The sequence below is a fragment of the Coprococcus sp. AM14-16 genome (assembly GCF_003434675.1).
In the GTDB taxonomy this organism is placed as follows: Bacteria; Bacillota; Clostridia; order Lachnospirales; family Lachnospiraceae; genus Coprococcus; species Coprococcus aceti.
Window position 1 is genome coordinate 229,917 of sequence record NZ_QTLL01000002.1, and the last position, 13,363, is coordinate 243,279.

Annotated in this window: 8 protein-coding genes; 2 read left to right on the forward strand and 6 right to left on the reverse strand. The window is 46.2% G+C overall.

Going from position 1 to position 13,363, the window contains the following annotated elements; translation table 11 throughout:
- Positions 1 to 21: 21 nt before the first annotated feature.
- Positions 22 to 681, forward strand: coding sequence for a YesL family protein (locus tag DW159_RS07220; RefSeq protein ID WP_117549742.1), 660 nt, complete (start codon positions 22 to 24; stop codon positions 679 to 681).
- On the opposite strand, the gene DW159_RS07225 is transcribed toward DW159_RS07220, so the two are convergent.
- The 5 genes from DW159_RS07225 to DW159_RS07245 form a co-directional block, all read right to left on the reverse strand.
- Positions 678 to 1,409, reverse strand: a complete 732-nt coding sequence (locus DW159_RS07225) for a ComF family protein (protein WP_117549744.1) — start codon at positions 1,407 to 1,409, stop codon at positions 678 to 680. The two genes, DW159_RS07220 and DW159_RS07225, sit on opposite strands and share 4 nt — an antisense overlap.
- Positions 1,406 to 3,748: an SF1B family DNA helicase RecD2 gene (gene recD2, locus DW159_RS07230; RefSeq protein ID WP_117549745.1), complete on the reverse strand. Its 2,343-nt coding sequence runs from the start codon at positions 3,746 to 3,748 to the stop codon at positions 1,406 to 1,408. The genes DW159_RS07225 and recD2 overlap by 4 nt, the downstream gene beginning before the upstream one ends.
- 39 nt (positions 3,749 to 3,787) lie before the next feature.
- Positions 3,788 to 4,780, reverse strand: coding sequence for a rod shape-determining protein (locus DW159_RS07235; protein ID WP_015534302.1), 993 nt, complete (start codon positions 4,778 to 4,780; stop codon positions 3,788 to 3,790).
- A gap of 14 nt (positions 4,781 to 4,794) precedes the next feature.
- Positions 4,795 to 7,302 (reverse strand): PAS domain-containing protein, encoded by a 2,508-nt coding sequence (locus DW159_RS07240; RefSeq protein ID WP_117549747.1) that lies wholly within the window; start codon positions 7,300 to 7,302, stop codon positions 4,795 to 4,797.
- Between the two features lie 145 nt (positions 7,303 to 7,447).
- Positions 7,448 to 8,341, reverse strand: coding sequence for a hypothetical protein (locus DW159_RS07245; RefSeq protein ID WP_117549749.1), 894 nt, complete (start codon positions 8,339 to 8,341; stop codon positions 7,448 to 7,450).
- A 161-nt stretch (positions 8,342 to 8,502) separates the two neighbouring features.
- Here DW159_RS07245 and DW159_RS07250 point away from each other — a divergent pair, with 161 nt between their 5' ends.
- A complete protein-coding gene (locus DW159_RS07250) occupies positions 8,503 to 9,249 on the forward strand; it encodes a hypothetical protein (RefSeq protein ID WP_117549751.1) in 747 nt (248 codons plus the stop codon).
- A 111-nt stretch (positions 9,250 to 9,360) separates the two neighbouring features.
- Here the strand turns inward: DW159_RS07250 and DW159_RS07255 are convergent, their stop codons facing one another.
- Positions 9,361 to 13,341: a hypothetical protein gene (locus DW159_RS07255; RefSeq protein WP_117549753.1), complete on the reverse strand. Its 3,981-nt coding sequence runs from the start codon at positions 13,339 to 13,341 to the stop codon at positions 9,361 to 9,363.
- Positions 13,342 to 13,363 lie beyond the last annotated feature (22 nt).

The following is a 13,363-nucleotide window of genomic DNA, read 5'->3' on the forward strand; positions in this document are numbered from 1 at the left end:
AAGAAAGAGAGGTATTTTATTTTGAACAGATCATTATCGACAGATAATCCTATCATGTATTTTCTAACCATAGTGTGCGATATAGTAATATTGCATTTTCTGTGGCTGCTGACTTCCTTGCCAATCCTCACGATAGGTGCATCGACCACAGCACTCTACTACACCACCATGAAATGCATCAGAAACGGTCAGGGCGGCGTGGTCAAGCTGTTCTTCAAGAGCTTCAGGGAGAATTTCAAACAGGCTACAGGGATAGGCGTTCTGGCTCTGCTTGCCGGTGTCCTGTGTGCATTTGACATGTGGTTCGCCGTGAGCAGGAACATCAAGAGTATGCTGGTCATATTCACCATCATGTCACTTATCTACCTGTTCACTGTCCTGTATGTATTCCCTCTTCAGGCGCAGTTTGAGAACACAGTCAAAGCGACCATCAAGAACGCATTCCTCATGTCCATCAAGAATCTTCCATGGACACTTCTCATGGTTGCGATAACGGCAGCGATCGCAGCGGGATGCTATTTCAGCTCCACCGTGCTCGGTCTTATGCTCATATGTGTCGCAGGACTTCATGCTTATCTGTGCTCACTGGTATTTGTACACATCTTCAACGAGTACATGCCGGAGGAGGAAGAGAAGAGCGACGAGGACTTCCATATAGCTGACGATACAGACGAGGACTAACACCCATTGCCAACACATACAGATGAATAATATACATGGCGTGCGCCGGCTTTCTTCAGAAGGCCGGCGCACACGTCTATGGTGACACCGGTTGTATATATGTCATCCACAAGCAGGATATTTCTGTACTCCGGGTACACTCTGCCTATGTCCATGGATGTCTTTATGTTGTTTGCCCTCTCCAGGTTGTCCAACTTCTTCTGCGGTGTGGTGTACTTTCTTCTCACCAGCATATCCTCACAGAATGGAAGCCCCAGTTCATCAGCGACAACCTTCGCCAGTACAGCCGCCTGATTGTAGCCGCGCTGTCTCTGCTTTCTCCTGTGCAAAGGTACACAGGTGACCGCATCTATTCCATACCTTCTGACATACGGGCGCACCTTCTCCGCCATCTGAGCTCCGTAGAAATCACAATATTCTTTTTTGTTATGGTATTTTATCGCCAGAACACTGGCTTTGACGGGTTCCACGTAATTAAATACGGGGAAACCTCTTTCGAAATTTCTTGAATGTTTTTCACAGTCCAGACAGAGCTCCCGCTCTTCACTGTCGACCTCCTTGCCGCACACCATACATGACGGAGCCTTCACATAGGGAAGGCTGTTATGCCCTCTGCATATCAGCCCTTCTCCCATCGCAAGCACCTCGTCACATATCGCACACCGGCGGGGATACAGGAGATCCGTGAGCAGTCGTCCGAACCCGAACTTATCTGCGCATCGTTTCATCTTCTCTCCATCTCCCTGAGTCTCAGTGCAAATGAGGTGTATCTCTTCTGTTCATCCTCATTGTCTATCATCGTATTTACCAGTCCTATATTGCCCACTATGACCACGCTTCTTCTGGCTCTCGTCACCGCCGTATACAGCAGGTTTCTGTTCAAAAGCTTAGGTGGGCATCTGAGAAGCGGGATCACAACCACGGGATACTCACTTCCCTGCGACTTATGTATGGTTATCGCAAATGCATGCTCAAGCTCCTCAAGCTGGTTGTATGGATACTCAGTCTGTCTTCCATCGTCAAATTCCACCACGATCCTCTGCTCGTAGTCGTCAACAGCCTTTACAAATCCAATATCGCCGTTGAACACTCCGACTCCTTCCTCCTTGGCAAATCTGCCCGACGGATCCAGTATCTTCCACTCCTGCTTGTAATTGTTCTTGACCTGCATGACCTTATCGCCCTGTCTGAACACCACATCGCCCCGGTCATGCTCGGGCTTTCCGTGTCCCTCCGGATTGAGGACATCCTGAAGCTGCTTGTTGAGGTTCTCAACACCCATATCATACTTACGCATAGGTGTCAGCACCTGTATATCCGATTTATCCACACCAAAATATGATGGAAGCTGCTTTGTCAGAAGCACCTTGAGCTCTGCCACGATCTCATTGTAGCCATTCCTTGGAACAAAGAAGAAATCCCTGCTCTTGTTCTTGATCTCCACATGCTCTCCATCCTTTATCCTGTGGGCATTGCCTATGATATCGCTGTCCTCGCCCTGTCTGTATATCCTGTCCAGCACCGACACGCTGAACACACTGGACGCTATGATATCCTTGAGCACATTTCCCGGGCCAACTGACGGAAGCTGATCCGAATCACCCACAAGCACAAGTCTTGTGCCCGGAGCCACAGCCTTGAGCAGACTGTAGAAAATGCTGCTGTCAACCATGGACATCTCATCTATTATGATAACATCGGCCTCAAGTGGATTGCTCTCATTCCGCATAAATGTATACGCAGAAGTCTCTTCTCCTTCCACTCCGCCCGTAAGCTCGAGCATTCTGTGTATGGTCTGTGCTCCGTATCCTGTGGCCTCGGTTATCCTCTTGGCTGCACGTCCTGTAGGCGCAGCGAGGACTATCTTCATCCTGAAGCTCTCGTATATCTTGATAAGTACATTTATGATCGTTGTCTTTCCGGTTCCGGGGCCTCCGGTTATGACCGCAACGCCGTGATCCACGGCATTTCTTATGGCAAGTCTCTGGGCATCAGCCAGCTTCATATTCTCTGACTTTTCTACCGTCTCAACAACCTTGTCTATCTTGAGCTTTGCCTTTGAGAAATCTATGTTGAGCTCACACAGAAGTCTTGCCGAATTGAGCTCCATATAATAATTAGGTGCTGCATACACGGCATTTGTCACGTTTGACTCTGACTCCGTATCCAGCAAATCCATGTCTATGTCAGCCACCGGATCATCAAGGCTCACATCTGGAAGCTCCCCTGAATCTGGATCGTCCTTCAGCTCCTTTATGATTATCTTGCCGGCAACGCTGAGCTCAAGTATCTGATTGCATATGGACATCTCAAGCTCCGGATCATATGGCATGTACTCATTCATCAGCAATGAATATGTCTTGTCTACCAGCATCTTCTGGGGAATATACATATGGCCAAGTCCATTTGCACCGGATAGGGCATACATAATAGCGGCTCTTACCCTGAAATCCGAATCTCTTCCGATACCAAGTCTGTCCGCAATCTCGTCCGCTGTCCTGAATCCAACGCCCGTTATATCCTCTGCTATCTTATAGGGATTTGTCCTCACTATGTCGTACACTTCGTCACCGTATTCATTGTAGATCTTTACAGCGAGGTTCACCGGGATATTGAGACCGGTCAGGAACATGAGCGCATCCTGCATCTCTTTCTTCTCGTTGTATGACACGGCAATGTCTCTGGCCTTCCTCTCTGATATTCCACGTATCTCCGCAAGGCGCTCCGGCTCTTCCTCGATTATCCTGAGTGAGTCCATGCGGAACTTCTTCACTATACGTTTTGCCAGAGCCTCTCCGACACCCTTTATGATGCCCGAACCGAGGTACTTCTCAATACTGAGCACATCATCCGGCATCTTGATCTCACATGAGGTGAATTTGAACTGCAAATCATAAGTTGGATGCTCTACATAATCCCCCTCCGCCGATACATAGATCCCCTCTGCAACGCCGTGAAGATTCCCCACAAAAATATCTTCGCCGTCCTCGCCCTCAACGGCGAAGACGGCGTACCCATTGTCTTCATTCTTATATATAACTTTCTCTACGTAACCTTCTCTTACCAAGTTTTCTCTCCTCTGAAGACTGAGTCCTCAGCTCCTGTCTTAATTGTTCTTCTCGCTGAGAAGCTCGATGTACTTTCCTGTACCAATGGCCACCGCTCTGAGTGGATCCTCCGCTGTCATGGTGGTTATTCCTGTCTTCTCCTCAAGCAGCTCCTCAAGTCCGTGGAGCAGCGCACCACCACCGGTCAGAACTATACCACGATCTGCAATATCAGCAGCAAGCTCAGGAGGAGTTCTCTCCAGAACTGAATGAACAGCTTCACATATCTGGGACGCAGGCTCACGAAGTGCCTCCTCCGTCTCATCCGATGTGACCGTAACAGTCTTCGGAAGACCGGTTACAAGGTTTCTGCCTCGTATATCCAACGTTATATTCTCAGGTCTTCTGTAACATGTACCTATCTTGATCTTGATCTCCTCGGCGGTTCTCTCTCCTATGAGAAGGTTATGCTTCTTTCTCATGAATCTGACAACTGCCTCATCAAAATCATCTCCGGCCACCTTAATGGATGCACTGACAACAGGACCTCCGAGAGAGATGACTGCTATATCGGCAGTTCCACCACCTATATCAACTATCATGTTACCACATGGTCTGTATATATCTATTCCTGCGCCAATGGCTGCTGCCACAGGCTCCTCAATTATGGACACATCCCTGGCACCGGCCGCATAGGTTGCATCCTCAACTGCCTTCTTCTCAACCTCTGTAACCTGAGAAGGTACACATACGCTGATCCTAGGTCGTCTTCCAAAATAACTCCTTCCGACAGCCTTCTGTATGAAATACTTGAGCATCTTCTCTGTTATCGTATAATCAGAGATTACGCCCTGCCTGAGAGGTCTGATGGCCACTATATTACCCGGAGTTCTTCCAAGCATAAGTCTCGCCTCTTCACCAATAGCCACTATCTTATTAGTATCCCTGTCGTATGCAACTACTGAAGGCTCCTTGAGTACGACTCCTTTGCCTTTCACATACACCAGTATACTGGCTGTACCTAAATCTATACCAATATCTGCGCTTGCCATCACAAGTCTCCCTTCTATTCGTTCACGTCCCTTAATATTACAAGAGATGCATTGCTGCCGTCAAGCCATTTCATGCTAACTTCAGTCAAATCCATGATCTTGTCGAGACTTCTTATATAGCTTCTCCAGTTGACCTCCTTGCTGTCCGTAGCCAGATGCTGATCCGGACCTCCCATGAGCTTGTACTTATCTCTGAGATTCTCTATAAGGAGCTTACTGTCCTTGTCTGTAAAATCATATCCAAGCATATCGTTCAGAGTCCTGTTCGAGAACAGCACTCTTCCAGTATCAACTTCTCTAATAAATATACCCTCATCCATATAGTTATATGTATCGAGGAGAACACTGTTTATGCGTTTAACGCTGTCATCGCTCTCTATCTTCTCAAGGGCACTTCTGAGTACATCACCTGTCTGCTTTACAAATTCAATCTCTTCTGTGGTCCACAATTTGTTGATAGAGGTATTCGCCAGCACAAATACCGCTCCATAATTGCCATTGACATACACAGGAACTGCGGTAAAGCTCTTAACAGGACCCGCTGACATGATCTTCTTAGCTGCTTCATCCATATGCTTTGCATCTATCACAAGGTATCCCTTGTCCACCAGCTTGCCCGAGCCCTGACCATTCTGCCATGATCTGAACTTCATGTTGGCGCGCTGCCACTCTGTCACATACTCCTCCGCAGACATGCTCTGATTCTTGGACCAGATATACTGGCAATCCAGATCTCCCTGCTTTTCCTTCACATACAGGGCTGCCACGTCAGCATTTAAGACCTCGCCCACCTGTGCTATCACGTCATTGATAACCTGCTGGGAGCTCTTATCTGAAGTGTTCAGGGCATCAAGCAGAATCTTCTGCCACTGCAGCTTGTTCTCCATTATGACCTCCTCTGACTTGGCACGGATCGCCTCCTTTGCCAGGATCTGAGAGCTGAATGCGTATTCGGAGAAAATGCGTCCAAGCTGCCACTGCACCTTGTATACGCTCTCCATTTTCTTCGCATCCTCGTCATCATATGAGCAGCATATCCATGTTGCCACATGCTTGCCATCTATCATGATCGGTGCACCACAGATCATACTTCCCGTGATGTCATCGTCCATCTCCATCATAACCGGAACATTGTTCCTGAGAACTACCTCATTGAGCTTCATATATATCTGCTTATACTGAGGCTTCTCAAACATATCATAGAAATAACCCATATGCTTCTGAGGGCCGGCCGGCTCAACCATCTTCTTGCCCACAGGATCTATGATAGTTGTATAAAGTCCTGTGAGTGCAGAGAACGCCTTCGTTATCAGATTCCACTTCTCGGTATCTATCTGATTCCTTTCCTCATCCGACTGGGTATTTGTCTTCATAATGTACGAGAGCTTGTCATCGAACTCCTTCTTAGCGCGCTCAACACTGTTCTCAAGAGCCTTCTTGTCCGTAATATCAGATATAAAATACTCAACCGTGTATGTGTTATCAGCCGCCTGTGTCACAGAGCTCTGGGACTTCACCCAGATAACCTCGCCTCTGTCGTTGACTATCCTGAACTCTTCCTCGTAGTCCTTGTCCTCGCGCTTCGTGGCGTTTCTGACATTCGCCATAACCCTGCTTCTGTCCTTCGGATGGATATAATCCTCTATGAGTCTGTCACCAAGCTTGATGGCATCCACATTTATTCCCATCTGCTTGGCGTTCGGGGTTATATACTTGAAGATCGGTCTGCCATTCTCGTACTGCTGTACCATGACAAAGCTCTTGATCTTAGACATGGCAGATAATATATACGCCGCCTGATCCTCATTGTATCCGGTCTCCTTGTCCTTTATGAACAGGAGCTCTATTCCATCCATGTCGCCATCTGTGGTTCTCACGATGTGACACTTAAGTCTCATCTTATTTATATCTCTGTGAGCTGATACGATCCTAGTCTCCATCTCAAAATCATCCACTCCGGTATTCTGAACCTTGTAGAGCTGTCCGATCAGAAGGTCATAATCACTCTTAGGGAGCAGGTCGCTGAGTCCCACCAGCCCACTGTAGAAATTGCCATCTGTATATCCATACTCAGATATGTTCTTAGATACGTATCTCGTTCTCCATACGCCCTCCGGCTTATACAGATACAGAGCTATAACGCCTATATGGTTTATGATCCTCTCAAGACTCACGCTTCCTATCGTAACGTCTGATCGAAGCTCAAACAATACCATATACGCCTTCTTGTCACCATATTCAAACTGGTTGACAAATCCACTGACTACATATCTGTCCTTGTCGTTAACTATAAGTCCAAGTCTGTGCCATATGATAGCCTTCTTGTCGTCAAGTGTCGGCCAGAACTCATCGCTGACCATAAACTTATCCGGCTCCATGGCAATGGATTCAACATCCGAACCCACGATCTTAACTGCGGCATTGTTTATGCTGATGACTTCACCATCCTCGCAGAACACAACCGCAGGATATTCAACTATTCCCAGAAAATCTGAATAACCACTAAGTCTGTTTATCTCCATAAATATCTCTCCATATATCCACTGCACAAGTGCAGTTTTATCCCATTATTATACACCCCGTATATTATTTACCCCTTAATGCACATAAAACTTTCCTATGTCCCATCACATAGAAAAGTTTCATGTTACCATATATCATATATTACTACTGTGCATCCTCAGCATCACTAACCATAGCAGTTGCCTCGCTCTTCAGTCCGGTAAATGCCTTGTCGGCAACATCCTTTGTTGAAGCACATGCAGAAATAACATTGTCCAGTGATGACAGAAGATCTGACATATATCTGCTTACGCTCTCGCACTCCTTCTTCACATTGTTGCGAAGTCTGGTTGCATCATCTGTGGCTGCATTTCTTGTATTGGCAGCATCCTTCTGAGCTTCCTCTCTCATAACCTTGCACTCGTAATCTGTCTTTGCCGACAGAGCCTCTGCATCTGCGTGAGATTTATTTCTTGTCTTCTCTGCCTCTGAGTATGCCTCATCCTTCATGCTGTTGCACTTTGCCTCGGTCTGATCATACATCTGCTGGCACTGTATCTCTGTATCTGTCTGGAGCTTTGTGCATCTCTCCTTGACATCTGTCTCATATGCCTCGAGCTCTGCAGTTATAGTATTCTTCTTGTCTGTGCACTCCTTCTCAGTCTGTGCGATCAGTGCGTCTGCGCTCTCACGGGCCTCAAGAAGTGTTCTTGATATTGACTCGTATCTTCCTGCATTCTCAAGCTCTCTCTGCTTGTATGCATTGATCTGCTCCTTGAGTGACTCTATCTCGCTCTCCTGCTCTGAATTGGTCTTCTTGAGAGTCTCTATGGTCTTGGAAGACTCTGTCATATTGACCTCTCTCATGGTCTTGAGACTCAGAACAGCCTCGCTGAGCTTGTTGACGTTCGCCTTAAGCTCCTCTACTTCTTTATTGTGCTTTCCCTTAAGTTCATCAATATAGTAATCAACGGATGCCTTATCATATCCACCAAACTTCACTGTCTTCAGTGATTCTACTCTATCGTCAGTTACAACATCTTCTACCTGTTTTGCCATGACCTTACCTCCGAAAAACTAATCCTATTGTAGATACTCCGTAATTATAGCACACATAATTCTGTAAGCAAAGTATTTTTACCTTTTATGATTACAAACCACTTTTTTTATGCTATATTGTAACTGCTCATTGAATTTAAATTTTACGGAGGATCATATAGATGAAACACCATTCAAAACTTGTCATATTAGGTCTCGCGGCAACCCTCGTGATGACATCACTCACAGGCTGTCTTCACCGCAAGAAGACCACCTATCAGGCATACATGCAGAACGTTCTCGACGTCAACTACAAAGGAAGCTTTGACGGATACGTGAAGGACAACGACGGCTCCGAGGAGGACGCCTCAGCCATGTACAGCGACAGCATAGATTATCTGGCCGGCCAGCTCATCAATCATTACTCACTGAACAACGCAGAGACAGACGAGGTGGATGCTATATTTGACGAGACCGCAAAGGTCATCTACTCCAAGGCCAAATATGAGGTGTCAAGAGCCTATAAGAGCGGAAGCGACTACTATGTGGACGTGACCGTGTATCCTATGGACATTCTCAATCAGGCATTTGACGATGTGTTCGCATATATCGACGACTATAACAAGAAGATCAGCGCCGGCGATTTCAACAACACCACAAAGGAAGATTACGAGAAAGAATTTGCCCAGGGCGTGTCGGATATCCTTCAGAATAAAGCCGCAGACATGGATTACCGCAGTCCTGTTGTGGTCTCTGTGAAGATAACCGATGACGGTGAATATTACTGTGCTGACCCGGTGGGGCTGTCCCAGGTTGATGCATCCATGCTTGCAATAGAGGGTTCCCAGCAGAGCTCAGGCTCTGACAGCTCAAGCGAGGACAGTTCAGACGAAGGCGATATCTCCTCAGGTGGCGAGACCGCCGAGTAACTATATGCATTAAGAATGTGTCTTAAGAATATACATTAAGAAAAGCTCAGCCTGTGTGATTTCTACTGAATCCATCACACAGGCTGAGCTTTATATATATGTTATCTCCGGCTACTTTCTCACCCTGACTGACTTTGTCTTGCTCCATGCTGAGTAGCATCTTGTGCCAAACTTGTTCGAAAAGCTTCTAACCCTTACATAATATGTTTTTCCGCCTTTAATCCGCTGCTTTGCTCCAAGACTCGCAGTCGTCTTGCTTCCACCGCTTAACACCGTGAATGCATATGTACCCTTTTTAAAGTTTGATGTTGTTGAATACTGGATCTGATAGCCATCTGCGCAGCTTATCTTTCCCCACTTTAATCTTACAGACGCAGCCGATGGGCTCTTTATCTGGCTTATACCTGGTATCTTCGGGCTGACAGTAACAGGTATTATCTTCTTCACCTTCACATGATTCGAATCTCCAGCATATACGGTGATGTTTGCCTTGCCTATATACCGGGCTGCGATCGTTATTGTTCCAGCAGAGTCTACCTTTACAGCTTTGTTATCCGAGCTGTAGCTGAGCTTTCCGGCACGTGCGCTCACGCTCTGTGAAATAGATATTCTCTTCGAGCTGGTTGACATCTCTATTCTGTAGCTGCGCTTTTTCAGCGTTATGCTGTTCGGCGCCTTTTTGATCTTAAAATTGATCGTCTTCTGTCCCTGATATGCGCCAGTGCCTGTAATTACAGCCTCTGCTGTTCCGGCAGCTTTGTTCTTATTGTATGAAACCGTATAATCTATACCCTTTTTCAGCGTTTTATTGCCAAGCTTTACTGTTACAGCCGGATTCTTCGAATTACCATCATATGTATATTCTGTTTTGTTAAGCGTAACCTTTGCTGACGATATGCTCTTACGCGTGAGCTTTGAGCCATACACATAGCTTGTCTCACCCTTTGCTCCACAGTATACACATGCATAGTAATACTCTGCCGGGGAATCATAATCTGCTGCCTTCTTCAGATATTGCTCAGTTGTTTTCTTTGCTGTGTAGCTGTGATCAACCGGGTCTGTTGCTGTACCGGTTTCAAAAATCTCACCACACATGCTGCAGACAACATCTCCTGTATATCCGCCGCCCATACAGGTAGCTTTCTTCTCTCCTACAAGCGTTCTATCATGGTCTGTCTTTGGAAGAATCTCAGCAGTCCTGCTGAGTTCTGCCTTGCACACGGTGCAGTATATAACCTTGTCTCGGCTGCCTTCAGCCTGACATGTAGCCAGATTTACATTCTCATACACAGCCTTTCCCTGGGTATGTCCGAGTGGCTCTGTCTTCTCATCCTTTGTCTTTTGGCATCGCTCACATGTGTATCTGATCAGACCTTCTGCTGCACACAAAGCTTTTTTCTTAACCACGCCTGAATCCCATCTATGTCCCAATGCACCAATGGCTATCTTCTTGGTACTCTGATAACTCTTGCCATTCAGCGTGCATTTTGCTGTACACACCTTTGCACCATCGTTCTCGCAGGATGCCTGCGTTATCTTGCTTGTTACAGTCATCGGCTCACTGATCACATGACTCGAATCTCTGGTACAGGTGAGAACCAGCTTGCAAGTGTTGCCATTTGCTGACCACTCATACTTTGGGGCGTAATCATGCCCCAGGCTATCCCCGTGTGTAAATGTCTTTTTGCGATTCACTCTTCCACAGTTATCACAGGAATAATAATATTTCGCAGCAGTTGTACAGGTCGCAGCCTGTGCAAGAGTTTCATCATTTACTATTTCCGCAGTGTATGAATGTCCGCCTATCTCTGTTATATCAAGTTCATACTCAGCCTTCACCCACGGATTATATTTACTGGCAATCGTAATCGTTACAACGCCGTTGCCGATTGCCGAAAGTGATGCCGTAGTCCTAGACACTTCATTCACCTTTACAACAGTCTCATCCGACGATGTAACCGCATACTCATGTATGTCCGCTCTCGTTGGCCAATCCATTATATTTATACTCAGTTCCGCTCCAATTTCATACTCACTTGGTGAAGTAGTCCTGTTATCGCTGTCCTTCTCCTGCCAATACACATATCTGATACTGGTAGGAAGTGACACGATCTTCTCATATCCGCACTTTGAACACGTCTCTACTGTCTGGCTTTCACCCTCATCTGCCTCTGATATGACATACTCATGTCCCCCCTGATCTGCCACATTGAACGTGTATTCCTGACAAATTGAGCTGTCATATTTATGAACTATTCTTATGGTTACATCACCTGTTCCGACCGCCGTAAGCTTAGCATCATATCTTCTATAAGAAGATTCCGGATCACTCACTTTTACAATACCTTCATCCGATGATGTAACTATAAACTCAGAGTTGTCGACCTTCGTTGGTGCATAATCTACTTCCAGATTGATCTCATCACCTACTTCCACATCAGCAGGCTTGTAATATCCATTACTATCACTCCACCATACAGTACGTGTTATCGCCGTCGGGATTGTCACCGTTTTTGTCGTCCCGCACTTTGAACAAATTTTTTCTGTCTCTCCAGATCCCGGTTCTGCCTGACTTATTACATAGTCATGACCACCCACATCTGTTACCGACACAGTGATTACCCTCTTCATATCCGGATTCACGACCGGATATACAGTCACCGTTGTCTCTCCTATCTTGTTCATATGGAATGTTCCAGCATAGTTAGACGAAGGGGTATACGAAATAATAGACGGGTCTGCTATATCAAACACGAATTTGTCATCGGATTTGCTATCTGATGCCGTTGAGAAAGATATGTATGTCTCTATATCCTTTCCTACTTCGAACTCCTGATCATATGTGGCTGATGAAGCAGTTTCCGATAATCTCCAGTACACGTACATCGTCTTTGGTCCTGTTACTTTACATCTCGTACATACGCCATCTGTAAAGCTATGCCCAAGAGCCGGAACCTTATCCTCTATCTTTTTGTAGCCACATTTAGCGCATGTGTATACTGTTCCACCTGTCTCTGTACATGTGGCCTCTTTTTTCACACCTTCACCATACACATGCTCCGTGCATGCATCATACCGCTGTCCAAGCAACTTATCCAGCTTGGCCTGCGCTGCATCCACCTTTTTCTGCCACTTCTCCGGATCTACAGTCTCATAATATTCATCAAACAGCTTCTCAAATTCAGCTATTGTGTACACCTCATATTGGCTAGTATAGTTTGAAAGCTTGCTTGCATTGAAGCATGAAGTATTGCCATACCTGCCATAGAGTGTGAATCCGACTCCCATCACCTGATCTGCTGCCCAGAACATATTGGTATAATGTCCAACCGTGACTCCCTCCGAATCCGCCTTTTGTTCAACAGCTGTAAGCTGACTCTGCGAAGTTATGGATGAATATCCCAGCTCATCCCTTATCTTGTTAAAAGATGCCTTCTCACTGTTCCATCCTGCCGCCGGATCAGTATATCCAAACGCCAGATTCTCACATGACACCTGAAGAAGTGAATGATTTGTGAGTCCTGCACCTCTGTCCGCGCCTGACTGTGCCACCGCCATGAAATAGAAATTAGTCTTAGCCGCATTCCTCTTCATTGCCCCGACATAGTTTTCGTCTGTGTCCCTTAACGAATTAATTTTATTCAATACCGCAAATGTCGCCTTTGTGTTTTCAAGCGATATGGCGTCTTTCTTATCTCCGGTAACAACAACCTTGTTATTTCTCGATTCCGGAAGACCTGTATTATTTCCTCCCGCCCACTTGGAGAAATCTTCCTCACATGCCTCCTGCAGGACAGTCTTGGCCCGATTCAGATCATATTTCTGTTTTGTTGTCAGGTTGCTTTTCGCAAGCATCCAGTCTACAAAACCTATAGAGCCCTGATCATATACGGTCATCACTTCACTCTGATCTTTCTTCACCTGTTCCAACTCACTCTGAGCCTCTTCTATCTGCTGGTCAAGGGTACTGGCCTTAACAGTCTGAATACCTGTCGTCTGAATACCTGCCGTCAGCATCAGCACTGCACACATTACCACTGTTGCTGCTTTTTTACACAGTGTCCTTCCCGATAAGCTTCCTTTTCTTTTCATAATCTTTGATACTCCCCCTTTT

What these genes read in the sequence shown, in the direction of transcription:
- DW159_RS07225 (WP_117549744.1), bottom strand. Translation starts at nt 1,409, where the DNA reads ATGAAACGATGCGCAGATAAGTTCGGGTTCGGACGACTGCTCACGGAT.
- DW159_RS07235 (WP_015534302.1), bottom strand. Translation starts at nt 4,780, where the DNA reads ATGGCAAGCGCAGATATTGGTATAGATTTAGGTACAGCCAGTATACTG.
- DW159_RS07240 (WP_117549747.1), bottom strand. Translation starts at nt 7,302, where the DNA reads ATGGAGATAAACAGACTTAGTGGTTATTCAGATTTTCTGGGAATAGTT.
- DW159_RS07245 (WP_117549749.1), bottom strand. Translation starts at nt 8,341, where the DNA reads ATGGCAAAACAGGTAGAAGATGTTGTAACTGACGATAGAGTAGAATCA.
- DW159_RS07250 (WP_117549751.1), top strand. Translation starts at nt 8,503, where the DNA reads ATGAAACACCATTCAAAACTTGTCATATTAGGTCTCGCGGCAACCCTC.
- DW159_RS07255 (WP_117549753.1), bottom strand. Translation starts at nt 13,341, where the DNA reads ATGAAAAGAAAAGGAAGCTTATCGGGAAGGACACTGTGTAAAAAAGCA.